The following is a 26,177-nucleotide window of genomic DNA, read 5'->3' on the forward strand; positions in this document are numbered from 1 at the left end:
TAAAGGAGGATTTTCAAATGGGTAAGGAAAAATTTGATCGTTCCAAGCAACATGCGAATATCGGTACAATCGGTCACGTTGACCATGGTAAAACAACTTTAACTGCTGCAATCACAACTACACTTCACAAGAAGTATGGCCGTGGAACTGCAATGGCTTATGACCAAATCGATGGTGCACCAGAAGAAAGAGAGCGTGGAATCACAATCTCTACTGCACACGTTGAGTACGAAACTGACACTCGTCACTATGCACACGTAGACTGCCCAGGACACGCTGACTATGTTAAAAACATGATCACTGGTGCTGCGCAAATGGACGGTGGTATCCTAGTAGTATCTGCTGCTGATGGTCCAATGCCACAAACTCGTGAGCACATCCTTCTTTCTCGTCAAGTAGGTGTACCTTACCTAGTTGTATTCATGAACAAATGTGACATGGTAGACGACGAAGAGCTACTTGAATTAGTAGAAATGGAAGTACGTGACCTTCTTTCTGAGTACGATTTCCCTGGTGATGACGTACCAGTAATCAAAGGTTCTGCTCTTAAAGCTCTTGAAGGAGATCCTGCGTGGGAAGAAAAAATCTACGAACTTATGGAAGCTGTAGATAGCTACATCCCAACTCCAGAGCGTGACACTGAAAAGCCATTCATGATGCCTGTTGAGGATGTATTCTCAATCACAGGTCGTGGTACAGTTGCTACTGGTCGTGTTGAGCGTGGACAAGTTAAAGTTGGAGACACTATCGACATCATCGGTCTTTCTGAAGAGCCTAAATCTACTACTGTAACAGGTGTAGAAATGTTCCGTAAGCTTCTTGACTATGCTGAAGCTGGAGACAACATCGGTGCTCTACTTCGTGGGGTAGCTCGTGAAGATATCCAACGTGGACAAGTACTTGCTAAGCCAGGTACAATCACTCCACACACAAAGTTCAAAGCAGAAGTTTATGTTCTTTCTAAAGAAGAAGGTGGACGTCACACTCCATTCTTCACTAACTACCGCCCTCAGTTCTACTTCCGTACAACTGACGTAACTGGTATCTGTAACCTTCCTGAAGGTGTAGAAATGGTTATGCCTGGCGATAACATCGAAATGACTGTTGAGCTTATCGCTCCAATCGCTATCGAAGAAGGTACTAAGTTCTCTATCCGTGAGGGTGGACGTACTGTAGGTGCTGGAGTAGTAGCAACTATCACTGAGTAATCTTTGATGATATAAAACAGATGGACTTTTTGTCCATCTGTTTTTTTATGTATTTTAGCTGGTTGTGAATATGATTAGGTAGAGAATATGGTAAGGAATAATAGTAGTAATGCACAGTTAAAGAAGGGAATGAAGACAATTTTATATCTGGAGCTGATAATTACTGTTCATACTGTGCTGTAAATCTAAGTGTTCATCGATTTACGATCCAGTTCTGCGTTTTATGATCCTGAATCCGATTTTATGATCTTTTTTATGAATTTATGATCTTACTTCCTTTTTTATGATCTTTTAAGAATTATTCTAAATCAACCTTTAACTGGATAACAATCAATCATAAAAAACCCCCAACACCTGCCGCCGCCTCTTCATCATTAAACCGCAAACCCCAAGCCCCAAACCCCAAATGCAAAATAAAACTTCCCATCTAAAAGACGACTTTCTTCTATATAAATAGTACCAACAAAAAAACCATCTCGATCCACCGCAAATCTTCTCCCATACTTCATTATTAAATATTATGAAAACTCCCCATCCACTTGAATTTCAGCCACTCAGTTTGTATAATAGAGAAAGTGTGCGAAACATATAGATTTTGCAAGAAACTCTTGCATCTTCTAGGTGTTTTAGTTATAATAGACAATGTTGGTCTTTGACTGCGATGAAATGGAAGGTTGCTGACACACCCGGCCGCTTTGCCATGGCGAGTGTGTGGGAAATTTCCATGGAGAATGTCTATTCAAAAATAGGCGAAAAAGGAGGGAAAATAATGGCAAAACAAAAGATTCGTATTCGTTTAAAGGCTTATGATCACAGAATTCTTGATCAATCAGCTGAGAAAATTGTTGAAACAGCAAAACGTTCTGGTGCGGCGGTTTCTGGACCGATCCCACTACCGACAGAAAAGTCTGTTTACACAATCTTACGTGCTGTGCACAAATACAAAGATTCTCGTGAGCAATTCGAGATGCGTACACACAAACGCTTAATCGACATTGTGAACCCGACACCACAGACAGTTGATGCGCTTATGCGTTTAGACTTACCATCTGGTGTAGATATCGAAATCAAACTTTAATCTTATAAAAACAAATTAACAGGAGGTGTGACTTATGACCAAAGGAATCTTAGGAAGAAAGATCGGTATGACTCAAGTTTTTGCTGAAAACGGTGATCTTATCCCGGTAACAGTTATCGAAGCTGCTCAAAACGTTGTTCTTCAAAAGAAAACTACTGAAGTTGATGGCTATGAAGCGATCCAAGTAGGTTTCGAAAACAAACGCGAAAAGCTTTCTAACAAACCGGCGAAAGGCCATGTTGCTAAAGCTGAAACTGCTCCTAAGCGCTTCATCCGTGAAATCCGCGGTGTAAACGTAGAAGAGTACGAAGTTGGTCAAGAAGTCAAAGTTGATATTTTCGCTGCAGGCGATGTAGTAGATGTAACAGGAGTATCGAAAGGGAAAGGTTTCCAAGGTGCTATCAAGCGTCATAACCAATCTCGCGGACCTATGTCCCACGGTTCCCGTTATCATCGTCGTCCTGGTTCAATGGGTCCTGTCGATCCGAACCGTGTATTCAAAGGTAAATTACTACCTGGACGTATGGGCGGAGAACAAATTACGATTCAAAACCTTGAGATCGTAAAAGTGGATGCAGAACGCAACCTTATCTTAGTTAAAGGTAATGTACCTGGACCTAAGAAACAACTGATCAAAGTTAAAACAGCTATCAAAGCAGCTAAATAATAGAACTTTCCAGGAAAGGAGGAAATAAGAATGCCGAAAGTAGCATTATTTAACCAAACAGGTTCTAAAGTCGGTGATATCGAACTTAGTGATTCTGTATTTGGTATCGAACCAAACAAACATGTACTCTTTGAAGCAGTATTAATGCAAAGAGCTTCATTACGTCAAGGAAATCATAAAGTGAAAAATCGTTCTGAAGTACGTGGCGGTGGACGTAAACCATGGCGTCAAAAAGGAACAGGTCGTGCTCGTCAAGGGTCAATCCGTTCTCCACAATGGCGCGGCGGCGGAGTTGTATTTGGACCAGTTCCACGCAGCTACAGCTATAAATTACCTAAGAAGGTTCGTCGCTTAGCGATCAAATCTGCGCTTTCTTCTAAAGTAGTAGAAGAAAACATCTTAGTATTAGAAGCATTATCATTTGATGCTCCAAAAACAAAAGAATTTGCTAACGTTCTTAAAGGTCTTTCTGTTAACGCTAAAACATTAGTCGTTACTGATGGTCTTGACGAAAACGTAGCACTTTCAGCTCGTAACATCCCTGGTGTAACAGTCGTTCCTGCAGATGGAATCAGCGTTCTTGATGTATTAGGACATGACAAACTAGTGATGACTAAATCAGCTGTTGAAAAAGTAGAGGAGGTGCTTGCATAATGGATGTACGTGAAATCATTAAGCGCCCCGTAATTACAGAAGCTTCTACAGACCTAATGTCTGAGAAAAAGTATACGTTCGAAGTAGATACTAGAGCGAACAAAACTCAAGTTAAAGACGCTGTTCAAGAAATCTTTGACGTAAAAGTTGAAAAAGTTAACATCATGAACTACAAAGGTAAGTTCAAGCGTATGGGTAAACACGCTGGTTACACTAACAAGCGTCGTAAAGCAATCGTTAAACTTACTGCTGACAGTAAAGAAATCGAATTCTTTGAAGTATAATTCACTTAATTAAGAAGAGGAGGGAAAAACATGGCGATTAAAAAGTACAAACCTACCTCTAATGGTCGTCGCGGCATGACTTCATCTGATTTCGCTGAAATCACTACGGATTCTCCGGAAAAGTCACTTTTAGCACCCCTGCACAAAAAGGGTGGCCGTAACAACCAAGGTAAGTTAACAGTTCGTCATCAAGGCGGCGGTCATAAGCGTCAATACCGTATCATCGATTTCAAGCGTGATAAAGATGGTATACCTGGACGCGTTGCTACGATCGAATACGATCCGAACCGCTCTGCAAATATTGCACTAATCAACTACGCTGATGGAGAAAAGCGTTACATCCTTGCACCTAAGTCAATCGAAGTAGGTATGGAAGTAATGTCTGGACCTGAAGCAGATATCAAAACAGGTAATGCGTTACCACTTATCAACATCCCTGTTGGTACAGTAGTACACAATATCGAACTTAAACCAGGTAAAGGTGGACAGCTTGTACGTTCTGCTGGAACATCTGCACAAGTACTTGGTAAAGAAGGTAAATACGTTCTTGTTCGTCTTAACTCTGGTGAAACTCGTATGATCCTTTCTGCTTGCCGCGCAACTGTAGGTCAAGTTGGAAATGAACAGCACGAACTTATCAACATCGGTAAAGCTGGACGTTCCCGCTGGTTAGGCAAGCGCCCAACTGTTCGTGGTTCTGTCATGAACCCTAACGATCACCCACACGGTGGTGGTGAAGGACGTGCGCCAATCGGACGTAAATCACCAATGTCTCCTTGGGGCAAACCGACTCTTGGATACAAGACTCGTAAGAAGAACAACAAATCAGATAAATTTATTGTGCGTCGTCGCAAAAAATAACGGGGTTGAACTACGGTTCGCATCTAGAGCCGTAGACCAATCACGAAGGGAGGTTCAAACATGGGTCGTAGCTTAAAAAAGGGACCTTTTGTTGATGATCATTTAATGAGCAAGGTAGAAAAATTGAACGAAACCGAAGGCAAGAAAGTTGTAAAAACTTGGTCTCGTCGTTCAACGATCTTCCCAGCATTCATCGGTCACACTATCGCAGTTTACGATGGTCGTAAACATGTACCTGTATACGTCACTGAAGACATGGTAGGACACAAGCTTGGTGAATTCGCACCATCTCGTACTTACAAAGGTCATGCAAGTGATGATAAGAAAACAAGACGCTAATTGAGAGGAGGGTATCCTAATGCAAGCAAAAGCTGTTGCTAGAACAGTACGTATTGCTCCTCGTAAAGTACGTTTAGTCATCGATCTAATCCGAGGTAAGCAAGTTGGGGAAGCAGTTGCGATTCTTAAGCACACGCCTAAGGCAGCTTCACCAGTCGTTGAAAAAGTACTTAAATCTGCTATCGCAAACGCAGAGCATAACTATGACATGGATATTAACAGCCTTATCGTTACTGAGGCTTATGTAAATGAAGGACCAACACTTAAACGTTTCCGTCCACGTGCGATGGGTCGTGCAAGTCAAATCAACAAACGTACAAGTCACATTACACTTGTAGTATCAGAAAAGAAGGAGGGATAATCCGTGGGTCAAAAAGTACATCCGGTCGGACTTCGTGTCGGTATAATTCGTGATTGGGAGTCTAAATGGTACGCAGACAAAGATTACGCTACACTTTTACACGAAGACTTAAAAGTACGTGAATATATTGCAAAACGTTTAGCAGACGCATCTGTTTCTAAAGTAGAAATCGAACGCGCTGCGAACCGTATCAACATTACTGTTCATACAGCTAAACCTGGTATGGTTATCGGTAAAGGTGGTACTGAAGTTGAAGCTCTTCGTAAAGCTCTTAACGAACTGACTTCAAAACGTGTACACATCAATATCGTTGAAATCAAAAGAGCTGACGTTGATGCTAAATTGGTAGCAGAAAACATTGCTCGTCAATTAGAAAACCGTGTTTCATTCCGTCGTGCTCAAAAGCAAGCGATCCAACGTGCGATGCGTGCTGGTGCAAAAGGAATCAAAACACAAGTATCTGGTCGTCTAGGCGGAGCTGACATCGCTCGTGCTGAACATTACAGTGAAGGTACTGTTCCACTTCATACTCTACGCGCTGACATTGACTATGCTCATGAAGAAGCGGACACTACTTACGGTAAGCTTGGTGTTAAAGTATGGATCTACCGTGGAGAAGTTCTTCCTACAAGAAAGAAATCTGAGGAAGGAGGCAAATAATTATGTTATTACCTAAACGCGTTAAACATCGTCGCGAACACCGTGGTAAAATGCGTGGTCGTGCTAAAGGCGGTCAAGAAGTTGCATTCGGTGAATACGGTTTACAAGCTACAGAAGCTTCTTGGATCACTAACCGTCAAATCGAATCTGCTCGTATCGCTATGACTCGTTACATGAAACGTGGCGGTAAAGTATGGATTAAAATCTTCCCTCACAAACCTTACACTGCTAAGCCTTTAGAAGTACGTATGGGTTCTGGTAAAGGGGCTCCTGAAGGTTGGGTAGCAGTAGTTAAGCCTGGAAAAATCATGTTTGAAGTAGCTGGTGTTTCTGAAGAGGTTGCTCGTGAAGCTCTTCGTCTTGCAGCACACAAACTTCCTGTAAAATGCAAGTTTGTAAAACGAGAAGAAATTGGTGGTGAATCAAATGAAAACTAATGAGATTCGTGACCTAACCACTGCTGAAATAGAACAAAAAGTAAAAACTCTGAAAGAAGAGTTATTTAACCTTCGCTTCCAACTTGCGACTGGCCAACTTGAAAACACAGCCCGCATCCGTGAAGTCCGCAAAGGGATCGCTCGTATGAAAACTGTAATCCGTGAAAGAGAGATCGGGGTTAACAATCGATAAATGAGAGGAGGTTTGCTTAAATGAGTGACCGCAACCAACGTAAGGTTTACACTGGCCGTGTTGTTTCCGACAAAATGGATAAAACAGTAACGGTTATGGTAGAAACTTATAAAAAGCATTCTCTATACGGCAAGCGCGTAAAGTACTCTAAGAAGTTTAAAACTCATGATGAGAACAACGAAGCAAAAGTAGGCGATATCGTACGTATCATGGAGACTCGTCCACTATCTGCTACGAAACGTTTCCGTTTAGTAGAAGTTGTTGAAAAAGCAGTTATTATCTAATATATTTGCTCGGATAATTTTTTATTCCGAAGGGAGGTAACCTACATGATTCAACAAGAATCACGTTTAAAAGTTGCTGACAACTCTGGTGCTCGTGAAGTATTAACGATTAAAGTTCTTGGTGGTTCTGGACGTAAGACCGCTAACATCGGTGATGTAATCGTATGTACAGTAAAACAAGCAACACCAGGTGGCGTTGTTAAAAAAGGTGACGTAGTTAGAGCAGTTGTCGTTCGTACTAAGTCTGGTGTACGCCGTCAAGACGGTACTTACATCAAATTCGATGAGAACGCATGTGTAATCATCCGTGACGACAAAGGACCACGTGGAACTCGTATCTTCGGACCTGTCGCTCGTGAATTACGTGACAGCAACTTTATGAAAATTGTATCTTTAGCTCCAGAAGTTCTTTAATAGATTAGCATTGGGCCATTCAAGGAGGTGCGATGAAATGCATGTAAAAAAAGGCGATAAAGTAGTGGTCATTACTGGGAAAGACAAAGGCAAAACTGGTGAAGTTCTTGCTGCGTTCCCTAAGAAAGACCGAGTGCTGGTTGAAGGAATCAACGTTGTGAAAAAACACGCCAAGCCTTCACAGATGAACCCACAAGGCGGTATCATCAGCCAAGAAGCATCTATCCACGTATCAAACGTAATGCTATTAGATCCGAAATCTAACGAGGCAACTCGTGTAGGTTATAAAACGGAAGACGGCAAAAAAGTACGTGTAGCAAAAAAATCAGGTGAAGTTCTAGATAAATAGTTCTATAAAGAAGGGAGGTATTCTGGATGAACCGCCTAAAAGAAAAATTCCAAAGTGAAATCAGTCCAGCTCTAGTGAGCAAATTCAATTACAAATCAGTAATGGAAGTACCTAAAGTTGAAAAGATCGTTGTAAACATGGGTATCGGTGATGCTGTTCAAAACTCAAAGGCTCTTGATGTAGCAGTTGATGAATTGACACAAATCACTGGTCAAAAACCAGTTGTAACGAAAGCAAAGAAATCTATCGCTGGCTTCCGCCTTCGTGAAGGTATGCCAATCGGTGCAAAAGTTACTCTTCGCGGAGAGCGTATGTACCAATTCTTAGATAAATTAATTTCTGTTTCTCTTCCACGTGTACGTGACTTCCGCGGTGTTTCTAAGAAAGCATTCGACGGTCGCGGTAACTACACTCTTGGAGTAAAAGAGCAATTGATTTTCCCTGAGATTGACTATGATAAAGTATCTAAAGTACGTGGTATGGATATTGTTATCGTAACTACTGCTAATTCAGATGAAGAAGCACGTGAGTTATTGACTCAAATCGGAATGCCATTTCAAAAGTAATCGCTATATAAGGGAGGCGAAAATGTGGCTAAAAAATCAATGATTGCGAAACAAAAACGCACGCCAAAGCATAATGTTCAAGCGTACACACGTTGTGAACGTTGCGGACGTCCTCATTCAGTAATCCGTAAATTCAAGCTTTGCCGTATTTGTTTCCGTGAACTTGCATACAAGGGTCAGATTCCTGGCGTTAAGAAAGCTAGTTGGTAATACCCTATATTGGGAAGGAGGTAAATTATTATGACAATGACAGATCCAATTGCAGATTTGCTTACTCGCATCCGTAATGCGAACATGGTTCGTCACGAAAGACTGGAAGTTCCTGCTTCTAACATCAAGAAAGAAATCGCTGAAATCCTCAAACGTGAAGGTTTCGTACGTGACGTAGAATATGTTGAAGATAACAAACAAGGTGTTATCCGCATTTTCTTAAAATATGGAGCAAACAATGAGCGCGTAATCACTGGATTAAAGCGTATCTCTAAACCAGGTTTGCGTGTATATGCAAAATCTACAGAAGTACCTAAAGTATTAAACGGATTAGGTATCGCACTTGTTTCCACTTCTCAAGGTGTTTTAACTGATAAAGAAGCTCGTGCACAACAAGTGGGCGGAGAAGTATTAGCTTACGTTTGGTAATAGTTTTTAAATGAATGGAGGTGCAACAGGATGTCACGTGTAGGAAAACAGCCTATCGAAATGCCATCTGACGTTACTCTTACAGTAGGTGAAGATAACCTAGTAACTGTAAAAGGACCTAAAGGTGAACTTTCTCGTACATTCAGTTCTGATATTAAAGTAGAATTAGAAGGTAACACAGTAACAATCACTCGTCCTTCTGATGCAAAAGAACACCGCGCGTTACACGGTACAACTCGTGCCCTTATCGCGAACATGGTTGAAGGTGTATCTAAAGGATTCGAAAGAAATCTTGAGCTTGTCGGTGTAGGTTACCGTGCTCAAAAACAAGGTGCTAAGCTTGTCCTTAACGTAGGGTACTCTCACCCAGTTGAGATCGAAGCTGAAAAAGGCATCGAGATCGAAGTACCATCAAACACTAAGATCTCAATCAAAGGTATCGATAAAGAACGTGTTGGTGCATTAGCAGCTAACATTCGTGCAGTACGCTCTCCTGAGCCTTACAAAGGAAAAGGTATTCGCTACGAAGGTGAATATGTTCGTCGTAAAGAAGGTAAAACAGGTAAATAATGCCGCGTAGGCAATAAGAAAGGAGTGACCGTAGGTGATTACTAAGCCAGATAAGAACAAAACGCGTAAGAAGAGACATGCTCGTGTACGTTCTAAAATTACTGGAACTGAAACTCGTCCTCGTCTGAACGTTTTCCGTTCTAACAAAAACATCTATGCTCAAATTATCGATGATATGAACGGTGTTACTCTTGCAAGTGCATCTTCTAAAGATAAAGATTTCGGATTAGAATCCACTAACACTGTTGAAGCAGCAGAGAAAGTTGGAGAACTAGTTGCGAAACGTGCAGCAGATAAAGGTTTAAAATCTGTAGTATTTGACCGTGGTGGATATTTATATCATGGCCGTATCAAAGCTTTAGCTGAATCAGCTCGTGAAAACGGCTTAGAATTTTAATAAAAAGGAGGGACAATCCAGATGCGTCGTATTGATCCAAGCAAACTAGAATTTGAAGAACGCGTAGTTACAATCAATCGTGTTGCGAAAGTTGTTAAAGGTGGACGTCGTTTCCGTTTCGCTGCTCTTGTAGTAGTAGGCGATAAAAACGGTCACGTTGGTTTCGGAACTGGTAAAGCTCAAGAGGTTCCTGATGCAATCCGTAAAGCGATTGAAGATGCGAAGAAAAATCTAATTGAAGTTCCTATGGTTGGAGGTACAACTCCACACGTAGTAACTGGACGATTTGGTGCTGGTCAAATTCTTATCAAGCCTGCTTCTGCGGGTACAGGAATTATTGCTGGTGGACCTGTTCGTGCGGTACTAGAATTAGCTGGGGTACAAGATATCCTTTCTAAATCACTAGGATCCAACACTCCAATTAACATGGTTCGTGCAACAATCGAAGGTTTAAAACAACTAAAGCGTGCTGAAGACGTAGCTAAATTACGTGGTAAATCAGTAGAAGAACTATTAGGATAAGGGAGGGATAACGATGGCTAACAAACTAGAAATTACCCTCACTCGAAGTGTTATTGGTCGTCCGCAAGATCAACGTAAAACGGTTGAAGCTTTAGGACTTCGCAAAATGCACCAAACAGTTGAGCAACAAGATAATGCTGCTATCCGCGGTATGATCAACAAAGTTGCTCACCTTGTAACGGTAACAGAAAAATAATCGAGTTGTTTCGATAATAAGGAGGTGCCGACATGAAATTACATGAGTTACAACCTGCAGAAGGTTCACGTAAAGTCCGCAACCGTGTAGGACGTGGAATTGGTTCTGGTAATGGTAAAACTGCTGGTAAAGGTCATAAAGGACAAAACGCTCGTTCTGGTGGAGGAGTACGTCCTGGATTCGAAGGTGGTCAAACTCCTTTATTCCAACGTTTACCTAAGCGTGGTTTCACTAATATCAACCGTAAAGAATATGCAATCGTCAATCTTGACGCATTAAATCGCTTCGAAGATGGTACAGAAGTTACTCCGACTTTACTAGTTGAAACTGGTTTAGTAAGTAACGAAAAAGCAGGAATTAAGATTCTTGGTAAAGGTTCAATCGAGAAAAAGCTTACAGTAAAAGCACACAAATTCTCAACCACTGCTAAAGAAGCTATTGAAGCTGCTGGCGGTACATCCGAGGTGATCTAATGTTTCAAACTATCTCCAATTTTATGCGCGTGGGTGATATAAGAAATAAAATTATCTTCACCCTTTTAATGTTAGTCGTCTTCCGTCTTGGTACCTTTATTCCGGTGCCAAACGTTGACGCAAATGTACTAAAGATGCAAGACCAGGCAGGAATTCTCGGATTCCTGAATACATTTGGCGGTGGTGCGCTGCAGAACTTCTCCATCTTCGCGATGGGAATCATGCCTTACATCACAGCTTCGATCATCGTTCAGCTGCTTCAAATGGATGTAGTTCCAAAGTTCACTGAATGGTCGAAGCAAGGTGAAGTAGGCCGCCGTAAATTAGCTCAGTTCACTCGTTATTTCACGATTATTCTTGGTTTCATCCAAGCTCTGGGTATGTCCTACGGCTTTAACCGGATTTATGGTGGAATGCTTATCCAAAGTCCTGGAGTAAGCACGTACTTGTTAATCGCATTGGTATTAACAGCCGGTACGGCTTTTCTTATGTGGCTGGGTGAACAAATCACAGCTAAAGGTGTTGGAAATGGTATCTCGATCCTGATCTTTGCAGGTATCGTAGCTGCGATTCCTAACACTGTAAACCAAATTTATGCTCAACAAATCGAAGGAGCAGGTGAACAACTATTCCTTCGCATTGTCGTTCTTGCACTTTTAGTATTGGCAGTTATTGCAATCGTTGTTGGTACAGTGTTTATTCAACAAGCACTTCGTAAAATTCCGATTCAATATGCAAAACGTTTAGTGGGACGCAGTCCGGTTGGCGGACAATCAACGCATCTTCCTTTGAAAGTAAATGCTGCGGGTGTTATTCCAGTAATCTTCGCGATTTCTTTTATCATCACTCCACAGACCATTTCTACTTTCTTCGGAGAAAATGATGTGACCAGTACGATTCAGTACATTTTTGATTACACGAAGCCGGTTGGTATGATCATCTATGTTGCATTGATCATTGCCTTTACTTACTTCTATGCTTTCATTCAAGTGAATCCGGAACAAATGGCGGAAAACTTGAAGAAGCAAGGTGGATATATTCCTGGTATCCGTCCAGGTAAAACCACTCAGGAGTATCTCACTCGCGTTCTGTACCGCCTAACATTTGTAGGGGCTATTTTCTTATCAGTGATCTCCATTCTTCCAGTGTTCTTCATTAACTTCGCTGGACTGCCGCCTGCGGCACAAATTGGCGGAACAAGTCTCTTGATCGTCGTTGGTGTTGCGCTTGAGACGATGAAACAATTGGAAGCACAGCTGGTGAAACGTCACTACAAAGGGTTCATTAAATAAGAGGGTTTTCGGGAACGTTCTGTTCCTGAAGCCATTTTATAGACATTTGAGGGGGAGTTCGAGTGAATATCGTTCTTATGGGCTTACCAGGCGCAGGAAAAGGCACTCAAGCTGAGAAAATCGTTGAAAAATATGGTATCCCTCATATTTCGACTGGTGATATGTTCCGTGCTGCGATTAAAGACGGCACTGAGCTTGGCTTGAAAGCTAAATCATTCATGGATAACGGCGATCTTGTTCCTGATGAAGTAACAATCGGAATTGTCCGTGAACGTTTAAGCAAAGAGGATTGTGGCAAAGGCTTCTTACTTGATGGCTTCCCAAGAACGGTCGCTCAGGCAGAGGCACTTGAAAACATCCTTACTGATCTTGGTAAAAAGATGAATTATGTCATCAATATAGATGTAGATAAGGACATCCTGATGGGGCGTTTGACAGGTCGCAGAATCTGTAAAGAGTGCGGCGCTACTTATCATCTTGTCTTTAATCCACCAAAAGAAGAGGGCGTTTGTGACCGCTGCGGCGGAGAATTGTATCAGCGTGCTGATGATAATGAAGAAACAGTTCAAAATCGTCTGGACGTAAACATCAAACAAACCCAACCACTTTTGGCATACTACGAAGATAAAGGCTATCTCAAAAACATTGACGGTCAACAAGACATCGATAAAGTGTTTGCTGACATCGATGTATTACTTGGAGGCCTTTCATAATGATCATTTGTAAAACTCCGAGAGAGATTGAGATCATGCGCCAAGCCGGCAGGATTGTGGCACTGACTCATGCGGAATTGCAAAAGTATATTTCACCAGGAATTACGACGAATGAATTGGATGCAATTGCTGAGAAATTCATTCGTAAACATGATGCAATTCCATCTTTTAAAGGGTATAATGGGTTTCGTGGCAGCATCTGTGCCTCAGTCAACAACGAACTGGTTCATGGAATTCCGGGAGATCGGGTGTTAAAAGACGGCGACATTATCAGTATCGATATCGGTGCAAAATATAACGGCTATCATGGCGACTCGGCCTGGACTTATCCAGTTGGGAAGATTGACGATGAAACCCGGAAGCTTCTCGATGTAACAGAGGAATCTTTATATCTGGGGCTTAAGGAAGCTAAACCAGGCGAACGTCTGTCGAATATCTCTCATAGTATTCAAACTTTTGTTGAAGCAAATGGCTTTTCTATCGTTCGAGAGTATGTAGGACACGGAGTTGGTCAAGACTTACATGAGGACCCTCAGATTCCTCATTATGGACCGCCTAACAAAGGTCCTCGCTTAAAGCCTGGCATGGTACTGGCTATTGAACCAATGGTTAATGCAGGAAGTCGATATGTTAGAACGTTATCAGATAACTGGACAGTCGTGACAGTTGATGATAAAATGTGTGCGCACTTTGAACACACCATTGCAATTACTGAAGAAGGCTATGAGATATTGACGAAAGCCTAAGTGAAGGTGATTGGATTGATCGAGTCAGATTCGGCGGTTCCGAGTATAGGTCAGATTGTTCTGCCTCTTAAAGGCAGGGAGGCTGGTTCGTATTCGGTCGTTGTTCAGCAATTGGATGAACGTTTTGTACTCATAGCAGACGGAGATAAACGTAAATTTGATCGCGCCAAGCGAAAGAATATCGGGCATCTTCAACTGTTTGACTATGTTTCTCCAGAAGTTCATAACAGTATTATAGAAACAGGAAAAGTTACGAACGGTAAACTGCGCTATGCTGTTTCAAAGTTTGTAAATGAAGTTTTAATTGATGAGAAGAAGGGAGACATGTTCGATGGCTAAGGATGATGTAATTGAAGTGGAAGGGAAAGTCGCTGAGACTTTGCCTAACGCAATGTTTAAGGTAGAATTAGAAAATGGTCATACAGTTCTGGCACATGTTTCAGGAAAGATTCGTATGCACTTCATCCGTATCCTACCTGGTGACAAGGTGACAGTTGAATTATCACCGTATGACTTAACTCGTGGTAGAATCACTTATCGTTATAAATAATTCATTGCACTCCGTACTATTAAGGAGGTTAGAATAAGATGAAAGTTAGACCATCTGTTAAGCCAATCTGCGAAAAATGTAAAGTTATCCGCAGAAAAGGTAAAGTCATGGTTATCTGTGAAAACCCTAAACACAAACAAAAACAAGGCTAAACTAAAAGGAGGTGCGCTATCACTATGGCACGTATTGCTGGTGTAGACATTCCACGTGACAAACGTGTTGTCATTTCATTAACATACATCTACGGTATTGGTAAAAATACTGCGTCACAAATTCTTTCTGAAGCTGGTGTCTCTGAAGATACTCGCGTTCGCGATCTAACTGAAGACGAACTAGGAAAGATTCGTGATATCGTTGATAAATTAAAGGTTGAAGGTGATCTTCGTCGTGAGATCTCTCTAAACATCAAACGTCTTATGGAAATCGGTTCATACCGCGGTCTTCGTCACCGTCGTGGACTACCTGTTCGTGGACAACATACGAAGAACAACGCTCGTACACGTAAAGGTCCTCGTAAGACTGTAGCAAACAAGAAAAAATAATAGGTAAAGGAGGTTACTTCTTAGTATGGCACGTAAAACAAACACTCGTAAACGTCGTGTGAAAAAGAATATCGAAGCTGGTATTGCACACATTCGTTCTACATTCAATAATACAATCGTAACTATCACTGATGTTCACGGAAACGCTGTTGCATGGTCAAGTGCAGGTTCACTAGGATTCAGAGGTTCTCGTAAATCCACTCCTTTCGCAGCACAAATGGCTGCTGAAACTGCTGCAAAAGCTTCCCAGGAACACGGTTTAAAAACTCTTGAAGTAACAGTTAAAGGCCCTGGAGCTGGACGTGAAGCTGCTATCCGTGCTCTTCAAGCTGCTGGTCTTGAAGTTACTGCAATCAGAGACGTTACTCCAGTTCCTCATAACGGATGCCGTCCGCCAAAACGTCGCCGCGTTTAATTTTTCTGTATAAATTTTGTATCGTTGTCTATAATGGGATATGATACAAAATACGTTCATTCAGAAAAAGGTAACCAGTTGTTGGTGCACAATAGGGAACGTAAACATGGGGAATTTCGGACTTCATATTATTTAGCCCGGAGTTTCGACGTTTTGAAGGAGGGTAAATATTAATGATCGAAATTGAAAAACCAAAAATTGAAACGGTTGAGATCAGCGATGATGCCACATATGGAAAGTTCGTCGTAGAACCACTTGAGCGTGGATATGGTACAACTTTGGGTAACTCCTTACGTCGTATCCTATTATCGTCACTCCCAGGTGCCGCTGTCACATCTATTCAAATAGATGGAGTACTGCATGAGTTTTCAACAATTGAAGGCGTCGTAGAGGATGTCACATCCATCATTTTGAATATCAAAAAGCTAGCGTTAAAGATTTACTCTGATGAAGAGAAGACGCTTGAAATTGATGTGCAGGGTGAAGGGGTCGTTACAGCTGCTGATATTACTCATGATAGTGATGTGGAAGTGTTAAATCCTGATTTACACATTGCCACATTATCTAAAAGTGGTCACTTCCGTGTGCGTTTAAGCGCATCCCGCGGACGTGGATACAGACCTGCTGACCAAAACAAACGTGAGGATCTTCCTATCGGTGTGATCCCAATCGATTCTATTTACACTCCAGTTTCACGCGTTAATTATCAAGTAGAAAATACTCGTGTTGGTCAAATGACGAACTATGATAAGCTTTCTCTTGATGTATGGACTGATGGAAGTATTGGACCGAAAGAAGCGATTTCTTTAGGTGCTAAGATTCTGACAGAACACTTAAATATTTTCGTTGGCCTTACAGATGAAGCGCAGAATGCTGAAATCATGGTAGAAAAAGAAGAAGATCAAAAAGAAAAAGTTCTTGAGATGACGATCGAAGAATTAGATCTTTCTGTTCGTTCTTACAACTGCCTGAAGCGTGCTGGAATCAACACTGTTCAAGAGCTTGCTAACAAGACTGAAGAAGATATGATGAAAGTGCGTAACCTAGGACGTAAATCACTTGAAGAGGTTAAAGTTAAACTTGAAGACCTTGGATTAGGATTACGTAAAGACGATTGATTATCATTTTAGATATATAGTTTCAACAAAGGAGGGAACCCTTAATGGCTTACAGAAAGTTAGGACGTACTAGTGCCCAACGTAAAGCAATGCTACGTGATTTAGCTACTGACCTAATCATCAATGAGCGTATCGAAACGACTGAAACTCGCGCGAAAGAGCTTCGTTCAGTTGTGGAAAAGATGATCACATTAGGTAAACGTGGTGATGTTCACGCACGTCGTCAAGCTGCTGCATTCATTCGTAAAGAAATTGCAAACGCTGAAAACAACCAAGATGCTCTTCAAAAGTTATTCTCTGACATCGCTCCTCGTTACAACGAGCGTCAAGGCGGATATACTCGCATTATGAAGGTTGGTCCTCGCCGTGGTGACGGTGCTCCAATGGCAATCATCGAATTAGTTTAATAATTCGTGACTACTAACATTAAGGGCGGGACAGTTAATCCTTAACTGCTTCTTTGCCCTTTTTGTATAAGTGCATGATTGATGATGAAAAGCAGAGCGTTACGATGAGCAGCACGGCTGACTCGTCTAGCTCGTGCGCCCCTTCCAACTTCTATAACGATAGAAGCTGTTCATGGATGAACAAGAAAAGGTATCTTTTCTTTGGTCGGGGTGCAGGCTTTTTTTTATTTATATGGAATTTTGCTATTATTTATTTATTGAATTATATAACACTTCTTTATACCGCTATTGATTTCCGTGGAAGGCTTCGCTTTCCGCGGGCGGCCGGTGAGCCTTCTCGTCGCATTCGCTCCTGCGGGTTAGAAAAGCGAAAAGGCTTTGGTCAGAGGCGGGTGGCATAGGGCGACTCGGCCACGAAGGCGTTCTTTGCCTTCTTGGACGAGTTGACTTATGACATGTGCCTCTAAGCCTTGGAGCTGGACAAATCTCACCTGCCTCGCTTTTCCCGCAGGAGTCTTCGCCTTCCACTCCAATCAATAGCTGAAAACAGTTTAATATATAGAAAATGTTCTAAAATAAAAACAATCTGTTCTTATAAGAAAAAAGCCGAGCAGAGTTAATATATACAGCTGAGTATTGATGAGCATAGAGGAGGTATGTATTGTGCGAGAGTTGATTAGTGTGAATGATGTGTATTTTCGTTATCCGGATCAGCAAGCTTATGCTCTGGAGGGAATCAATCTTCATGTAGAGCAGGGTGAGTGGCTTGCGATTGTCGGGCATAATGGTTCTGGTAAATCGACGCTTGCCAAGATGCTGAACGGCCTGCACTTTCCTGAAAAGGGTGACGTTACAGTAGATGGAATCGCCTTAGAAGAAGAGACGATCTGGGATATCCGCTCCAAGATTGGAATGGTCTTTCAAAATCCAGATAATCAGTTTGTCGGTGCTACAGTCGAAGATGATGTGGCTTTTGGGTTAGAAAACCATGGAGTACCCTATGAAACGATGGTGCAAAGAGTAGGTGACGCTTTAAAGCGTGTCCATATGGAAGATTTTCTTGATCAAGAGCCGCACCATTTATCAGGCGGACAGAAGCAGCGTGTGGCAATTGCAGGAGTGGTGGCCCTTCAGCCGGATATCATCATCTTGGATGAATCCACATCGATGCTTGATCCGAAGGGAAAGAAAGAAGTACTCGAGACGGTAAGGATTCTTAAGGAAAAAGAGAATTTGACCGTAATTTCGATTACCCATGACCTTGAAGAAGCAGCAAAGGCCGATCGGATCATTGTACTGAACAAGGGAAAAGTCTTTAAGGAAGGAACCCCTCAAGAGATTTTCCTGCTGGAGGATGAATTAAAGAAATTGGGGCTTGATTCACCTTTTACCATAAAGCTTTCAGGAGCATTGAAGAATGCGGGTATACCATTACCTGCCACATATTTTACAGAAGAAGAGCTGGTGATCGAGTTATGCAAATCTCATTTCAACAAGTAGAATATCGGTACTCTTATAAAACCCCATTTGAAAAACTGGCCCTTGAAGATATCAATCTCTCCATTCCTTCCGGTCAGTTTTTGGGTGTCATCGGTCATACTGGTTCAGGCAAGTCGACCCTTCTTCAGCATCTGAATGCCTTGTTAAAGCCGACATCGGGAATAGTGAATGTAGGGGAATATACAATCAGCCCTGATAAAAAGTTGAAGAGCCTGAAACCAATCAGACAAAACGTCGGGATTGTCTTTCAGTTTCCGGAACATCAATTGTTTGAAGAAACCGTACTGAAAGATATTTGCTACGGTCCGATGAATTTTGGCATATCTGAAGAAGAGGCTAAAGAAAGAGCGAAGGAACTGATCGTGAAGGTTGGACTTTCAGAGGACATCCTTCAGAAGTCTCCATTTGACCTTTCAGGCGGGCAGATGAGAAGGGTCGCCATTGCAGGGGTACTTGCAATGAATCCGGATGTGATCGTATTGGACGAGCCCACTGCAGGACTTGATCCCCGTGGGCAGCGTGAGATCATGGATATGTTCTATGATCTTCATAAAGAGAAAGGCTTGACCACCATTCTTGTCACGCACAGCATGGAGGACGCTGCTCATTATGCAGATGAGATTGTCATCATGCAGAAGGGACGCCTAAAGAGAAAGGGTGCCCCACAAGAGATTTTCTCTAATCCAGAGGAATTATTTGAAATGGGACTGGATGTACCAGATGTGGTCCGCTTCCAGTTTAAGCTGGAAGAGCGCATCGGCAGGAAGCTCGGGGTCACCTGTTTGACGATTGAAGAACTCGCTGATGCCATCCGTACCCTTGATAAGGGAGGTAACCCCCTATGATGGAGAAGATGATATTCGGACGTTATGTACCGGCAAATTCGATTCTTCACAGCATGGATCCAAGATCGAAGCTGCTCTTTATATTCGGTTTTATATGTGTTGTATTTTTAGCCGACAACTTGGTCACCTATGCCATTTTAGGAGCTTTTACGCTTACTGCACTCATCTTTTCCAATCTTCCCATCCGGTTCATCATCGGAGGGCTGAAGCCCATTCTATGGCTGATCTTGTTTACGTTTTTTCTGCATGTATTCTTTACAAAGGAAGGCGGGGTCATCCTGGATCTTGGATTCCTTAAGGTTCATGAGGAAGGGCTGCGTCAGGGGATATTCATATCCCTGCGTTTCTTTTACCTGATCCTGATCACATCCTTGCTGACGCTGACGACGTCCCCAATCACAATCACCGACGGGTTGGAAACATTATTGAACCCGCTGCGCAAGGTGAAGTTCCCCGTCCATGAACTTGCGCTAATGATGTCGATCTCGTTACGGTTCATCCCGACCCTGATGGAGGAAACGGATAAAATCATGAAAGCGCAGATGGCCAGGGGGGCAGAGTTCTCTTCCGGGCCGGTCAAAGAACGCATCAAGGCAATCATCCCATTGCTGATACCGTTATTTGTAAGTGCGTTCAAGCGCGCTGAGGACCTGGCGACGGCGATGGAAGCAAGGGGTTATCAAGGCGGCGAAGGAAGAACGAAATACAGGCTTCTTTCCTGGCATAAGAAAGATACAGGCGCCCTGGTGGTGCTTGGCATCCTGACAGTCTTGTTACTACTCTTCAGAGGATAGGGGGAGTGAATCTATGAAGCGGGTAAAATGTACAATCTCATATGACGGCACACATTTCAGCGGTTATCAGATACAGCCAAACCAGCGTACAGTACAGGGCCTCCTGGAAGACACCCTTAGTGCCATCCATAAAGGGGAGCGGATACGTGTCACCGCTTCGGGCAGAACGGATGCAGGGGTCCACGCACACGGCCAGGTATTCCATTTTGATACCCCCTTAACGATCCCTGAAGAGAAATGGCCGGTCGTGTTGAATACGCGGCTGCCTGATGAAGTGACGATCAAGAATGCCCAATTCGTGCCTGAAGACTTTCACGCACGGTTTTCGGTGAAAAAGAAGGAGTATCGTTACAGAGTCTACACGTCAGAGTCACGAAGTCCTTTCTACCGTCATTTTGCTCTGCATTATCCTTATAAGATTTCCGTCGGGGAAATGAAAAAGGCGGCAGTGGATCTAAGAGGGGAGCATGACTTCACAAGTTTTTGTTCTGCTAAAACGGAAGTAGTAGATAAAGTGAGGAATCTTCACAGTATCACCATAACTGAACACGAAGACGAAATTGTATTTTCGTTTATTGGAAATGGTTTTCTGTACAACATGGTCAGAATTCTGGTCGGCACCCTGCTCGAGGTAGGTTCTGGAAATCTTCGCAGCGAGGACATGAAGAAGATCCTTGACGCCAAGGACAGGAATCAGGCAGGAAAGACCGCCCCTCCGCACGGGCTCTATCTTTGGAAGGTAGATTATGAGGACTAATAGATTTTAGAGAGACAATGTATTCTAATAAGCAGTATCAGGCAGTTCTAGCTGTAGATTGGAGTGCAAGACGAAGACTCCTGCGGGAAAAGTAGCTAATGTGAGACCCCGCAGGAGCGAAAGCGACGAGGAGGCTCACGGGCTACCCGCGGAAAGCGAAGTCTTGCACGGAAATCAACAGCGGAGTTTAAAAGAGGACCTGAAAAATAATTTTTTTACTAAAACAACTAATCCAGGTGTAACATTCCCTTGACAATCCCTTTAGAACAAGATATTATAGCATATGGTATGTTATTAACCCCACGATAAGCCCCGGAATCTTATTGTGATTAGAAAATAAATACTACGGATTCATTTAATAGGAGGTAAACTCATGCGTACTACGTATATGGCAAAAGCCAACGAAATCGATCGTAAATGGTACGTTGTAGATGCTGAAGGCAAAACTCTAGGTCGTCTAGCAAGTGAAGTCGCTTCAGTTCTACGCGGTAAACACAAACCAACATTCACACCACACGTTGACACTGGTGATCATGTAATCATTCTTAACGCTTCAAAAATCGAATTGACTGGTAAAAAGCTTACTGATAAGATCTACTACCGTCACAGTAACCACCCTGGTGGTTTGAAGCAGCGTACTGCATTAGAAATGCGTACAAACTACTCAGAGAAAATGTTAGAGCTTACGATCAAAGGTATGCTTCCTAAAGGTTCTCTAGGTCGTCAAATGATCAAGAAGCTTCATGTTTACTCTGGATCTGAGCATCCACACCAAGCACAACAACCAGAAGTTTACGAACTTCGTGGATAATTAATAAGAGGAGGTTATTATCTTGGCTCAAGTTCAATATTACGGAACTGGTCGTCGTAAGAGTTCAGTAGCTCGCGTACGTTTAGTACCAGGTAACGGTAACATTGTTATCAATGATCGTGAAGTAGAAGTATATATCCCATTCGCAGCACTAAGAGAAGTAATCAAGCAACCATTAGTTGCAACTGAAACTCTTGGTAACTATGACGTTTTAGTAAACGTACATGGTGGAGGCTATGCAGGTCAAGCTGGTGCGATCCGTCACGGAATCGCTCGTGCTTTACTGCAAGCTGATCCTGAGTACCGCGGTACTCTAAAACGCGCTGGATTATTAACTCGTGACGCTCGTATGAAAGAACGTAAAAAATACGGTCTTAAAGGCGCTCGTCGTGCACCACAATTCTCTAAGCGTTAATTTTTGCTTACAGAGACTCTCAACCTTTTGGGTTGGGGGTCTTTTTTTATTGTGGGGAGGAGTTCGTAATGGATGACTGGGTCCGTGGGGAGCGGACTTGTCGAAAAATCGGCAGTTCGCACTTATATGGGGAAGTTCGTTCATATAGCACATATTGATTTTGTGTGAGGGTAATTCCTTATTATTCCAAGTGACGGAATTATCCGGGAAATCGAAAGATAAAAGCGGAAAAGTAAAAGATTATTGGTCAAAATTAAAAGATTATCGGGCAAAACTCGAAGATTATTCAATGAAAACGAAAGATTTCTTTATCTCCCATTCCACGGACCCGTCCCCATGGCTCTTCCCACAGTAAAAACTCTCAAAAAAAGATTATTTGTGACTAGATTCCCCACCACATATAGTCCATTATTCCTTGAAAGTAAAAGAGAATCTCTCTGATTGACTGCCATTAAAGGCTGGAACATCAATATTTTACGTGAAAACTCTCTTTTTGATATGAAAATAAAGGTAAGCGTTTCCATTTATAAACTTGTGACCATCTACACAAATATACTCAGATAAAAATCTGAATTCTGATTTGACAGATTATTTTGACTCCGTTATGATGATAAAAATTCGAACAACACAATTGAATAAATCCTTATCAAGAGCCGGGGGAGGAATCTGGTCCCGTGATCCCGCAGCAACCGTTACTTGTAACAAGGTGCTAATTCCAGCAAGCAGATGCTTGAAAGATGAGTGGATGGTATAGAATCGAACCTCTTCCTCATCGGGAGAGGTTTTTTGGTTGCAACAGATAATTGTAGAGTCATCGCTGCTGCTTCTAAACCGAGTATAACGATAAGAATACCCAAATCTAACTTCACCCCAAGAGTACACAACAATCCACCGAAGCCACGGCCAAACAATATTTTTAATAAAGGAGAACTGTCCCATGAAAAAACAAATCCATCTCAACGGCTTCATCCAAAACTCGCCATCCCCGCATTCAACCGGCTTATGGAAGCATGAAAAAGATCAAGGTACTTCTCACAACAACCTGGCTTATTGGATTGAAGCGGCAAAGACGCTCGAACGCGGGAAATTTGATGCGATGTTCATCGCGGATGTGCTTGGTACATACAGCGTTTATGAAAACAGTCATGATGCAGCAGTCAGGGGTGCGGTGCAGCTGCCTGCACATGATCCGCTCATCCCGATCTCGGCAATGGCCGCGGCAACGGAGCATCTTGGATTTGCACCGACCATCTCAACGACTTATGCTCAGCCATATTCACTGGCACGGCAGTTATCGACGCTTGACCATTTAACAGGAGGAAGGGTTGCGTGGAATGTGGTGACCTCCTATTTAGAAAGTGAAGCGGTCAATCTTGGACTGACCGGAAGACTTTCAAAGGAACTCCGGTACAACCGCGCAGATGAATTTCTCCAAGTGGTTTATAAGCTGTGGGAGCACAGCTGGGAGAATGATGCGGTCGTTTATGATCAAGAAAATGATACGTTTGCGGATCCGGAAAGGGTTCATTCCATCAACCATGAAGGAGAGTTTTTCAGTGTGCCTGGCCCTCATCTGGTAGAGCCGTCGCCACAGCGGACCCCAGTATTATTCCAGGCGGGATCTTCTCCTAAAGGAAGGGATTTTGCAGCAAAACATGCCGAGGCGGTCTTTACGAAAAATCACTCACTCGACGGATTGAAGCTGTATACATCCGATATCCGGAGACGAGCCGGCGAGCAGGGAAGAAACCCAGCCGAACTTCTGATTTTCCCAATGATTCTGCCGATCATCGGTTCCACAGAAGAAGAAGCATATGCCAAATATGAAGAACTGACGAATCATGTCAGCTACGAAGGCACGGCTTCCCTTTTATCGGGGCATACAGGGATTGACTTCTCTCAATTCGATCCTGATCAGTATATCGAGGACATTGAGACGGATGCTATGCAGGGAAATCTCGATATGTATGGAAAAGACCCGAACAAAAAATGGACGCTCCGGGAAGCGATTAAAAATCACGGCTTGGGCAATGGGACAGTGAAGTTTATCGGTACACCTGAGCAAATTGCTGATGAAATCGAGAGATGGGCTATAGAAGGGGACGCAGATGGCTTTAATATTGCCCAGGCGTATTCACCGGGTACATTCACTGAGTTTGTTGATCATGTGGTCCCGGAACTCCAAAAGCGGGGGATTTACCGAACGGAATATGAAGGATCGACCTTGAGGGAAAACATGTTTGGCAGAGGCCGTAAACACTTGCCTGATCATCACCCTGCCAAGAAGCTTGCACCCGTTCATTTATAAAACACTTAGATAGAAGGGAGAAGAAAATGAGTCAAATAGCATTATATACATGGATAGGATTTGCCGTATTCCTTGCAGCGATGTTCACCCTGGGTTTTATCAGTATGAAAAAAACCAAAAGTGTAAGTGATTTTGCCATTGGCGGGGGAAACCTCGGACCTTATGTCCTCGGTCTTTCTTTTGCCGCCACGTACTTAAGTGCGGCCACCTTCCTTGGTTATCCGGGCTGGTCGCATGATTGGGGATTATCGAATCTTTGGTTGTTCCTGGCCATGATCGGCGGGGGGCCGATCGGGGTATTGATGGTAGCCAAGAAAGTCCGAAAGCTCAATAACGGACAACGGTCACTTTCCCTTCCGGACTGGCTGGGGGATTTTTATAACAGCGATCTTCTCCGGGTCGGTACAGGGCTGATTCTTTTGTTTAACATTTTTTATATAGCGGCCCAATTTGTAGCAGGTGCCCGCATTTTTGAATATCTGCTCGGCTTGTCCTATCAGGGCGGGTTGATTTTTATAGCTGTGATCGTTGTACTTTACGTCTTTGGCGGAGGGGCATTCGCCGATATTTATACAGATGCTGTCCAGGCAGTGATGATGGCAGCGGCCGGGGTCTTTATTTTCATTTCAGGGATTGTCGTCTTCTGGAAGGGAAGCATCGCCTCAACCTTTACCGGCATCAGTGGAAAATTGGCGGCCCAGGATGGGAATCTGATTCAGGCTTTCAATCCGGACTCTGCTCATTTTTCTTCCTTGAGTCTAGTGACAGGGGCGATTGTGATTCAGTGGGCATTTGCCTCAGCCCCTCATCTGTTTAACAAGGTGCTTGGTCTGAAGAGTGAAAAAGATTTGGGGAAAATGATTTTGACTTATGTGATTACTGCAGCATTTTCAGTTTTAGTGTTATTCGGAGGTATTTACAGCAGGGCTGCACTGGGAGATACCGTTGCAGCTCCTGATCTGGCACTGATGGAATATGCAGTCTATGCCTTCCCGGCAGTCATCGTTGCGCTTTTGGGTGTTGTGGTCCTTGCTGCTGCAATGTCGACAACGGATGGATTGTTTGTTTCGATTTCGACTGTCTTTGCCAATGATATCTTTTTGAAAGTACTGGTGAAAAGAGGGATTGTGAAAGTGAGCGACTCGAAAGCTGAGAAAATCGCGCTGCAGATCAGCCGCCTTTCAGTGCCCGTCATCGGGCTCCTGGCCTATTTGATTGTCTTGAAGCCGCCTGCGTATATGGGAGACATCATGTGGATTGGCATTTCAGGAATTGCGGCCGGCACGATGGGGCCGATTTTACACGCAGTGTATGGACGAAGAAAAGCATCCGCCAGGGCAGCTGAACTTTCCATGGTAATCGGACTTCTTTCCTACCTTATCCTATACTTTGGAGGAATCGTGCCAAGCACCATGGCAGCGGGGGCCGTCTCAACCTTCATCGGAATAGCCGTGATCACAGTGCTCGCCCCCATCTTAAAAGAAAAGCAGCCGCAAACCAGCCAAAGACTCGAAAAAGTCTACAACATAAAATAAAGGAAAGGATGAAACAACATGTTCGTAAACGAAATGCTCTCCATCTGGCTCTACGGCTTCATCACATTCCTGACCATCATCGGTTTATCGCTGTGGAAGTGGTATTTTTCAAAATAATGTGAATAACCGAATTTGGTACTGATTTTAGTGTAGACTCCTAATTCCGCTTTTGATTTCCGTGGAAGACTTCGCTTTCCGCGGGCGGTTGCTGAGCCTCGGCCATGGGGGTAACTGTCCAGCTCCAGGGCTTAGAGGCACATGTCATAAGCCAAATCGA

General features: G+C 43.0%; 40 protein-coding genes and 1 riboswitch. All 40 genes read left to right on the forward strand.

Features of this window, described 5'->3' with window-relative positions:
- The first annotated feature begins 17 nt into the window (after positions 1-17).
- The 40 genes from tuf (at position 18) to AAEO50_RS14305 (ending at position 25,900) form a co-directional block, all read left to right on the forward strand.
- Complete coding sequence (tuf, locus tag AAEO50_RS14110) at positions 18-1,208, forward strand: elongation factor Tu (protein WP_334219427.1); 1,191 nt, start codon at positions 18-20, stop codon at positions 1,206-1,208.
- Positions 1,209-1,977: 769 nt separating this feature from the next.
- On the forward strand, positions 1,978-2,286 hold the full coding sequence (gene rpsJ / locus AAEO50_RS14115; protein ID WP_007085291.1) for a 30S ribosomal protein S10: 309 nt from the start codon (positions 1,978-1,980) through the stop codon (positions 2,284-2,286).
- Between the two features lie 34 nt (positions 2,287-2,320).
- Positions 2,321-2,953 carry a 50S ribosomal protein L3 gene (gene rplC / locus AAEO50_RS14120; protein WP_341984755.1) on the forward strand — a complete coding sequence of 211 codons (633 nt, stop codon included), beginning with the start codon at positions 2,321-2,323 and terminating at the stop codon, positions 2,951-2,953.
- A 30-nt stretch (positions 2,954-2,983) separates the two neighbouring features.
- A complete protein-coding gene (gene rplD, locus AAEO50_RS14125; protein ID WP_341984757.1) occupies positions 2,984-3,607 on the forward strand; it encodes a 50S ribosomal protein L4 in 624 nt (207 codons plus the stop codon).
- Complete coding sequence (rplW, locus tag AAEO50_RS14130) at positions 3,607-3,891, forward strand: 50S ribosomal protein L23 (RefSeq protein ID WP_098353388.1); 285 nt, start codon at positions 3,607-3,609, stop codon at positions 3,889-3,891. The genes rplD and rplW overlap by 1 nt, the downstream gene beginning before the upstream one ends.
- 30 nt (positions 3,892-3,921) lie before the next feature.
- On the forward strand, positions 3,922-4,752 hold the full coding sequence (rplB, locus tag AAEO50_RS14135) for a 50S ribosomal protein L2 (protein WP_175986355.1): 831 nt from the start codon (positions 3,922-3,924) through the stop codon (positions 4,750-4,752).
- Positions 4,753-4,812: 60 nt separating this feature from the next.
- Positions 4,813-5,091: a 30S ribosomal protein S19 gene (rpsS, locus tag AAEO50_RS14140; protein WP_334219422.1), complete on the forward strand. Its 279-nt coding sequence runs from the start codon at positions 4,813-4,815 to the stop codon at positions 5,089-5,091.
- A 19-nt stretch (positions 5,092-5,110) separates the two neighbouring features.
- Positions 5,111-5,452, forward strand: a complete 342-nt coding sequence (gene rplV / locus AAEO50_RS14145) for a 50S ribosomal protein L22 (protein WP_032085275.1) — start codon at positions 5,111-5,113, stop codon at positions 5,450-5,452.
- A 3-nt stretch (positions 5,453-5,455) separates the two neighbouring features.
- Positions 5,456-6,112: a 30S ribosomal protein S3 gene (gene rpsC, locus AAEO50_RS14150; RefSeq protein WP_341984764.1), complete on the forward strand. Its 657-nt coding sequence runs from the start codon at positions 5,456-5,458 to the stop codon at positions 6,110-6,112.
- A 2-nt stretch (positions 6,113-6,114) separates the two neighbouring features.
- Positions 6,115-6,549 carry a 50S ribosomal protein L16 gene (gene rplP / locus AAEO50_RS14155; protein ID WP_032085277.1) on the forward strand — a complete coding sequence of 145 codons (435 nt, stop codon included), beginning with the start codon at positions 6,115-6,117 and terminating at the stop codon, positions 6,547-6,549.
- On the forward strand, positions 6,539-6,742 hold the full coding sequence (gene rpmC, locus AAEO50_RS14160; RefSeq protein WP_032085278.1) for a 50S ribosomal protein L29: 204 nt from the start codon (positions 6,539-6,541) through the stop codon (positions 6,740-6,742). The genes rplP and rpmC overlap by 11 nt, the downstream gene beginning before the upstream one ends.
- 20 nt (positions 6,743-6,762) lie before the next feature.
- Entirely contained in the window at positions 6,763-7,026 is a 264-nt protein-coding gene (gene rpsQ, locus AAEO50_RS14165; protein WP_032085279.1) for a 30S ribosomal protein S17, read from the forward strand.
- 45 nt (positions 7,027-7,071) lie between these two features.
- Positions 7,072-7,440, forward strand: a complete 369-nt coding sequence (gene rplN / locus AAEO50_RS14170) for a 50S ribosomal protein L14 (protein ID WP_060674112.1) — start codon at positions 7,072-7,074, stop codon at positions 7,438-7,440.
- Positions 7,441-7,477: 37 nt separating this feature from the next.
- Positions 7,478-7,789 carry a 50S ribosomal protein L24 gene (gene rplX, locus AAEO50_RS14175; protein WP_175986357.1) on the forward strand — a complete coding sequence of 104 codons (312 nt, stop codon included), beginning with the start codon at positions 7,478-7,480 and terminating at the stop codon, positions 7,787-7,789.
- A gap of 26 nt (positions 7,790-7,815) precedes the next feature.
- Entirely contained in the window at positions 7,816-8,355 is a 540-nt protein-coding gene (gene rplE, locus AAEO50_RS14180) for a 50S ribosomal protein L5 (RefSeq protein WP_071617122.1), read from the forward strand.
- A 24-nt stretch (positions 8,356-8,379) separates the two neighbouring features.
- Entirely contained in the window at positions 8,380-8,565 is a 186-nt protein-coding gene (locus AAEO50_RS14185) for a type Z 30S ribosomal protein S14 (protein ID WP_010191505.1), read from the forward strand.
- A 30-nt stretch (positions 8,566-8,595) separates the two neighbouring features.
- Positions 8,596-8,994 (forward strand): 30S ribosomal protein S8, encoded by a 399-nt coding sequence (rpsH, locus tag AAEO50_RS14190; RefSeq protein ID WP_032085283.1) that lies wholly within the window; start codon positions 8,596-8,598, stop codon positions 8,992-8,994.
- A gap of 30 nt (positions 8,995-9,024) precedes the next feature.
- Positions 9,025-9,564: a 50S ribosomal protein L6 gene (rplF, locus tag AAEO50_RS14195; RefSeq protein ID WP_175986359.1), complete on the forward strand. Its 540-nt coding sequence runs from the start codon at positions 9,025-9,027 to the stop codon at positions 9,562-9,564.
- Between the two features lie 34 nt (positions 9,565-9,598).
- A complete protein-coding gene (gene rplR, locus AAEO50_RS14200) occupies positions 9,599-9,961 on the forward strand; it encodes a 50S ribosomal protein L18 (RefSeq protein WP_341984780.1) in 363 nt (120 codons plus the stop codon).
- A gap of 21 nt (positions 9,962-9,982) precedes the next feature.
- Positions 9,983-10,483, forward strand: coding sequence for a 30S ribosomal protein S5 (rpsE, locus tag AAEO50_RS14205; RefSeq protein ID WP_175986360.1), 501 nt, complete (start codon positions 9,983-9,985; stop codon positions 10,481-10,483).
- Between the two features lie 13 nt (positions 10,484-10,496).
- The gene (rpmD, locus tag AAEO50_RS14210) at positions 10,497-10,679 is read left to right on the forward strand and encodes a 50S ribosomal protein L30 (RefSeq protein ID WP_032085287.1); all 183 of its coding nucleotides are present in this window, start codon (positions 10,497-10,499) and stop codon (positions 10,677-10,679) included.
- 32 nt (positions 10,680-10,711) lie between these two features.
- Positions 10,712-11,152 carry a 50S ribosomal protein L15 gene (gene rplO / locus AAEO50_RS14215; protein WP_175986362.1) on the forward strand — a complete coding sequence of 147 codons (441 nt, stop codon included), beginning with the start codon at positions 10,712-10,714 and terminating at the stop codon, positions 11,150-11,152.
- Positions 11,152-12,444, forward strand: coding sequence for a preprotein translocase subunit SecY (secY, locus tag AAEO50_RS14220; RefSeq protein ID WP_175986364.1), 1,293 nt, complete (start codon positions 11,152-11,154; stop codon positions 12,442-12,444). The genes rplO and secY overlap by 1 nt, the downstream gene beginning before the upstream one ends.
- Before the next feature lie 62 nt (positions 12,445-12,506).
- On the forward strand, positions 12,507-13,157 hold the full coding sequence (locus AAEO50_RS14225) for an adenylate kinase (protein ID WP_341984787.1): 651 nt from the start codon (positions 12,507-12,509) through the stop codon (positions 13,155-13,157).
- Positions 13,157-13,903, forward strand: coding sequence for a type I methionyl aminopeptidase (gene map, locus AAEO50_RS14230; RefSeq protein ID WP_175986367.1), 747 nt, complete (start codon positions 13,157-13,159; stop codon positions 13,901-13,903). Before AAEO50_RS14225 ends, map begins: the two co-directional genes overlap by 1 nt.
- A gap of 15 nt (positions 13,904-13,918) precedes the next feature.
- Positions 13,919-14,242 (forward strand): KOW domain-containing RNA-binding protein, encoded by a 324-nt coding sequence (locus AAEO50_RS14235; protein WP_341984969.1) that lies wholly within the window; start codon positions 13,919-13,921, stop codon positions 14,240-14,242.
- Positions 14,235-14,453, forward strand: coding sequence for a translation initiation factor IF-1 (gene infA / locus AAEO50_RS14240; protein ID WP_034765945.1), 219 nt, complete (start codon positions 14,235-14,237; stop codon positions 14,451-14,453). Before AAEO50_RS14235 ends, infA begins: the two co-directional genes overlap by 8 nt.
- 38 nt (positions 14,454-14,491) lie before the next feature.
- On the forward strand, positions 14,492-14,605 hold the full coding sequence (gene rpmJ / locus AAEO50_RS14245) for a 50S ribosomal protein L36 (RefSeq protein WP_003156543.1): 114 nt from the start codon (positions 14,492-14,494) through the stop codon (positions 14,603-14,605).
- A 24-nt stretch (positions 14,606-14,629) separates the two neighbouring features.
- Positions 14,630-14,995 (forward strand): 30S ribosomal protein S13, encoded by a 366-nt coding sequence (gene rpsM, locus AAEO50_RS14250; RefSeq protein ID WP_341984953.1) that lies wholly within the window; start codon positions 14,630-14,632, stop codon positions 14,993-14,995.
- A 25-nt stretch (positions 14,996-15,020) separates the two neighbouring features.
- Positions 15,021-15,410: a 30S ribosomal protein S11 gene (gene rpsK / locus AAEO50_RS14255; RefSeq protein WP_032085294.1), complete on the forward strand. Its 390-nt coding sequence runs from the start codon at positions 15,021-15,023 to the stop codon at positions 15,408-15,410.
- A gap of 173 nt (positions 15,411-15,583) precedes the next feature.
- Entirely contained in the window at positions 15,584-16,528 is a 945-nt protein-coding gene (locus tag AAEO50_RS14260) for a DNA-directed RNA polymerase subunit alpha (protein WP_032085295.1), read from the forward strand.
- A 44-nt stretch (positions 16,529-16,572) separates the two neighbouring features.
- Entirely contained in the window at positions 16,573-16,935 is a 363-nt protein-coding gene (rplQ, locus tag AAEO50_RS14265) for a 50S ribosomal protein L17 (RefSeq protein ID WP_071617130.1), read from the forward strand.
- Between the two features lie 639 nt (positions 16,936-17,574).
- Complete coding sequence (locus AAEO50_RS14270) at positions 17,575-18,435, forward strand: energy-coupling factor ABC transporter ATP-binding protein (RefSeq protein WP_425383201.1); 861 nt, start codon at positions 17,575-17,577, stop codon at positions 18,433-18,435.
- Positions 18,411-19,280, forward strand: coding sequence for an energy-coupling factor ABC transporter ATP-binding protein (locus tag AAEO50_RS14275; RefSeq protein WP_341984954.1), 870 nt, complete (start codon positions 18,411-18,413; stop codon positions 19,278-19,280). The genes AAEO50_RS14270 and AAEO50_RS14275 overlap by 25 nt, the downstream gene beginning before the upstream one ends.
- A complete protein-coding gene (locus tag AAEO50_RS14280; protein ID WP_341984956.1) occupies positions 19,277-20,074 on the forward strand; it encodes an energy-coupling factor transporter transmembrane protein EcfT in 798 nt (265 codons plus the stop codon). The genes AAEO50_RS14275 and AAEO50_RS14280 overlap by 4 nt, the downstream gene beginning before the upstream one ends.
- Positions 20,075-20,087: 13 nt before the next feature.
- Positions 20,088-20,831: a tRNA pseudouridine(38-40) synthase TruA gene (gene truA, locus AAEO50_RS14285; protein WP_341984957.1), complete on the forward strand. Its 744-nt coding sequence runs from the start codon at positions 20,088-20,090 to the stop codon at positions 20,829-20,831.
- A 373-nt stretch (positions 20,832-21,204) separates the two neighbouring features.
- Complete coding sequence (rplM, locus tag AAEO50_RS14290) at positions 21,205-21,642, forward strand: 50S ribosomal protein L13 (protein WP_032085300.1); 438 nt, start codon at positions 21,205-21,207, stop codon at positions 21,640-21,642.
- 22 nt (positions 21,643-21,664) lie between these two features.
- Complete coding sequence (rpsI, locus tag AAEO50_RS14295; RefSeq protein WP_172250513.1) at positions 21,665-22,057, forward strand: 30S ribosomal protein S9; 393 nt, start codon at positions 21,665-21,667, stop codon at positions 22,055-22,057.
- Between the two features lie 640 nt (positions 22,058-22,697).
- Positions 22,698-22,801, forward strand: a riboswitch (SAM riboswitch).
- Between the two features lie 193 nt (positions 22,802-22,994).
- Positions 22,995-24,365: an LLM class flavin-dependent oxidoreductase gene (locus AAEO50_RS14300; protein WP_341984958.1), complete on the forward strand. Its 1,371-nt coding sequence runs from the start codon at positions 22,995-22,997 to the stop codon at positions 24,363-24,365.
- A 26-nt stretch (positions 24,366-24,391) separates the two neighbouring features.
- Positions 24,392-25,900, forward strand: a complete 1,509-nt coding sequence (locus AAEO50_RS14305) for a sodium:solute symporter family protein (RefSeq protein ID WP_341984959.1) — start codon at positions 24,392-24,394, stop codon at positions 25,898-25,900.
- Positions 25,901-26,177: the final 277 nt, after the last annotated feature.

Origin of the sequence: Rossellomorea oryzaecorticis (assembly GCF_038405515.1) — a bacterium.
In the GTDB taxonomy this organism is placed as follows: Bacteria; Bacillota; Bacilli; order Bacillales; family Bacillaceae_B; genus Rossellomorea; species Rossellomorea oryzaecorticis_A.

What these genes read in the sequence shown, in the direction of transcription:
- infA (WP_034765945.1), top strand. Translation starts at nt 14,235, where the DNA reads ATGGCTAAGGATGATGTAATTGAAGTGGAAGGGAAAGTCGCTGAGACT.
- AAEO50_RS14305 (WP_341984959.1), top strand. Translation starts at nt 24,392, where the DNA reads ATGAGTCAAATAGCATTATATACATGGATAGGATTTGCCGTATTCCTT.
- AAEO50_RS14280 (WP_341984956.1), top strand. Translation starts at nt 19,277, where the DNA reads ATGATGGAGAAGATGATATTCGGACGTTATGTACCGGCAAATTCGATT.
- rplQ (WP_071617130.1), top strand. Translation starts at nt 16,573, where the DNA reads ATGGCTTACAGAAAGTTAGGACGTACTAGTGCCCAACGTAAAGCAATG.
- rpsH (WP_032085283.1), top strand. Translation starts at nt 8,596, where the DNA reads ATGACAATGACAGATCCAATTGCAGATTTGCTTACTCGCATCCGTAAT.
- rplD (WP_341984757.1), top strand. Translation starts at nt 2,984, where the DNA reads ATGCCGAAAGTAGCATTATTTAACCAAACAGGTTCTAAAGTCGGTGAT.
- rplF (WP_175986359.1), top strand. Translation starts at nt 9,025, where the DNA reads ATGTCACGTGTAGGAAAACAGCCTATCGAAATGCCATCTGACGTTACT.
- AAEO50_RS14275 (WP_341984954.1), top strand. Translation starts at nt 18,411, where the DNA reads ATGCAAATCTCATTTCAACAAGTAGAATATCGGTACTCTTATAAAACC.
- rplP (WP_032085277.1), top strand. Translation starts at nt 6,115, where the DNA reads ATGTTATTACCTAAACGCGTTAAACATCGTCGCGAACACCGTGGTAAA.
- truA (WP_341984957.1), top strand. Translation starts at nt 20,088, where the DNA reads ATGAAGCGGGTAAAATGTACAATCTCATATGACGGCACACATTTCAGC.
- rplN (WP_060674112.1), top strand. Translation starts at nt 7,072, where the DNA reads ATGATTCAACAAGAATCACGTTTAAAAGTTGCTGACAACTCTGGTGCT.
- rpmD (WP_032085287.1), top strand. Translation starts at nt 10,497, where the DNA reads ATGGCTAACAAACTAGAAATTACCCTCACTCGAAGTGTTATTGGTCGT.
- rpsE (WP_175986360.1), top strand. Translation starts at nt 9,983, where the DNA reads ATGCGTCGTATTGATCCAAGCAAACTAGAATTTGAAGAACGCGTAGTT.
- rpsJ (WP_007085291.1), top strand. Translation starts at nt 1,978, where the DNA reads ATGGCAAAACAAAAGATTCGTATTCGTTTAAAGGCTTATGATCACAGA.
- secY (WP_175986364.1), top strand. Translation starts at nt 11,152, where the DNA reads ATGTTTCAAACTATCTCCAATTTTATGCGCGTGGGTGATATAAGAAAT.
- rpmC (WP_032085278.1), top strand. Translation starts at nt 6,539, where the DNA reads ATGAAAACTAATGAGATTCGTGACCTAACCACTGCTGAAATAGAACAA.
- rpsS (WP_334219422.1), top strand. Translation starts at nt 4,813, where the DNA reads ATGGGTCGTAGCTTAAAAAAGGGACCTTTTGTTGATGATCATTTAATG.
- rpsM (WP_341984953.1), top strand. Translation starts at nt 14,630, where the DNA reads ATGGCACGTATTGCTGGTGTAGACATTCCACGTGACAAACGTGTTGTC.
- rplW (WP_098353388.1), top strand. Translation starts at nt 3,607, where the DNA reads ATGGATGTACGTGAAATCATTAAGCGCCCCGTAATTACAGAAGCTTCT.
- rplB (WP_175986355.1), top strand. Translation starts at nt 3,922, where the DNA reads ATGGCGATTAAAAAGTACAAACCTACCTCTAATGGTCGTCGCGGCATG.
- AAEO50_RS14260 (WP_032085295.1), top strand. Translation starts at nt 15,584, where the DNA reads ATGATCGAAATTGAAAAACCAAAAATTGAAACGGTTGAGATCAGCGAT.
- rpsQ (WP_032085279.1), top strand. Translation starts at nt 6,763, where the DNA reads ATGAGTGACCGCAACCAACGTAAGGTTTACACTGGCCGTGTTGTTTCC.
- rplO (WP_175986362.1), top strand. Translation starts at nt 10,712, where the DNA reads ATGAAATTACATGAGTTACAACCTGCAGAAGGTTCACGTAAAGTCCGC.
- AAEO50_RS14300 (WP_341984958.1), top strand. Translation starts at nt 22,995, where the DNA reads ATGAAAAAACAAATCCATCTCAACGGCTTCATCCAAAACTCGCCATCC.
- tuf (WP_334219427.1), top strand. Translation starts at nt 18, where the DNA reads ATGGGTAAGGAAAAATTTGATCGTTCCAAGCAACATGCGAATATCGGT.
- rplX (WP_175986357.1), top strand. Translation starts at nt 7,478, where the DNA reads ATGCATGTAAAAAAAGGCGATAAAGTAGTGGTCATTACTGGGAAAGAC.
- rplV (WP_032085275.1), top strand. Translation starts at nt 5,111, where the DNA reads ATGCAAGCAAAAGCTGTTGCTAGAACAGTACGTATTGCTCCTCGTAAA.
- rplM (WP_032085300.1), top strand. Translation starts at nt 21,205, where the DNA reads ATGCGTACTACGTATATGGCAAAAGCCAACGAAATCGATCGTAAATGG.
- rpmJ (WP_003156543.1), top strand. Translation starts at nt 14,492, where the DNA reads ATGAAAGTTAGACCATCTGTTAAGCCAATCTGCGAAAAATGTAAAGTT.
- rpsK (WP_032085294.1), top strand. Translation starts at nt 15,021, where the DNA reads ATGGCACGTAAAACAAACACTCGTAAACGTCGTGTGAAAAAGAATATC.
- AAEO50_RS14270 (WP_425383201.1), top strand. Translation starts at nt 17,575, where the DNA reads ATGAGCATAGAGGAGGTATGTATTGTGCGAGAGTTGATTAGTGTGAAT.
- map (WP_175986367.1), top strand. Translation starts at nt 13,157, where the DNA reads ATGATCATTTGTAAAACTCCGAGAGAGATTGAGATCATGCGCCAAGCC.
- rplE (WP_071617122.1), top strand. Translation starts at nt 7,816, where the DNA reads ATGAACCGCCTAAAAGAAAAATTCCAAAGTGAAATCAGTCCAGCTCTA.
- rplC (WP_341984755.1), top strand. Translation starts at nt 2,321, where the DNA reads ATGACCAAAGGAATCTTAGGAAGAAAGATCGGTATGACTCAAGTTTTT.